The 754-nt window shown below is 76.4% G+C and carries 1 protein-coding gene; it reads left to right on the top strand.

The features are described 5' to 3' along the window. Positions 1 to 754: HlyD family secretion protein (locus INT12_RS30645; protein WP_226926400.1), on the top strand; the 754-nt coding region annotated here is incomplete at both ends.

Here is a 754-nt window from a genome sequence, read left to right as displayed (position 1 = left end):
GCCAGCTACCTGTCCATGCGTGGGGTGTTCCTGGCCGGCGCGGGCCTGCTGTTGTGCGCCTGCCGGCAGGAGCCGCCCGCCGCACTCGGTACACTGGAGTGGGACCGCATCACCGTGCCGGCGCCGGCCGCCGAAACCATCGTCGGCATCCGGGTCCACGAAGGCCAGCAGGTGGCCGCCGGGGCGGCGCTGCTGCAGCTGGAACCGATCCGCACCGCCGCCCAGCTGCAGGCGCTTGAAGCGCAGGCCAGCCAGGCCGGGCAGGCCCTGCAGGAACTGCGCGAGGGGCCGCGCCGCGAGGACATCGACCAGGCGCGGGCCAACCTGGCTTCGGCGCGCGCGCAGGCCGTGGACGCATCGGCCTACTACCGCCGCCTGCAGCCGCTCGGCCGGCAGCAACTGGTGGCCGCTGCCGACGTGGACCGCGCGCGGGCGGCGGCGGGCAGCGCGCAGGGGGCGGTGCATGCCGCCGAACAGGCGCTGGCGGCGCCGGAGCCCGGCTCGCAGGTGGCGCAGGGTGAAGCCGCGTTGCAGGCGGCACAGGCCCAGGCCGCCGCGCAGGCCGTGACGCTGCGCAAGCTCGACCTCGTCGCCCCACGCGCCGGACGGGTCGATGCGCTGCCCTACCGGCTGGGTGACCAGGCGCCGGTGGGGGCCCCGCTGGTGGTGCTGCTGGTCGGCGATCACCCCTATGCCCGGGTGTACCTGCCCGAGCCCCTGCGACTGAAGGTGCGGGTGGGGCAGGCGGCCCAGG

This window comes from Pseudomonas sp. K8, assembly GCF_014889455.1.
In the GTDB taxonomy this organism is placed as follows: Bacteria; Pseudomonadota; Gammaproteobacteria; order Pseudomonadales; family Pseudomonadaceae; genus Aquipseudomonas; species Aquipseudomonas veronii.
The sequence above is the reverse complement of the archived record's forward strand: the minus strand, read 5'-3'. Positions and strand labels throughout refer to the sequence as shown.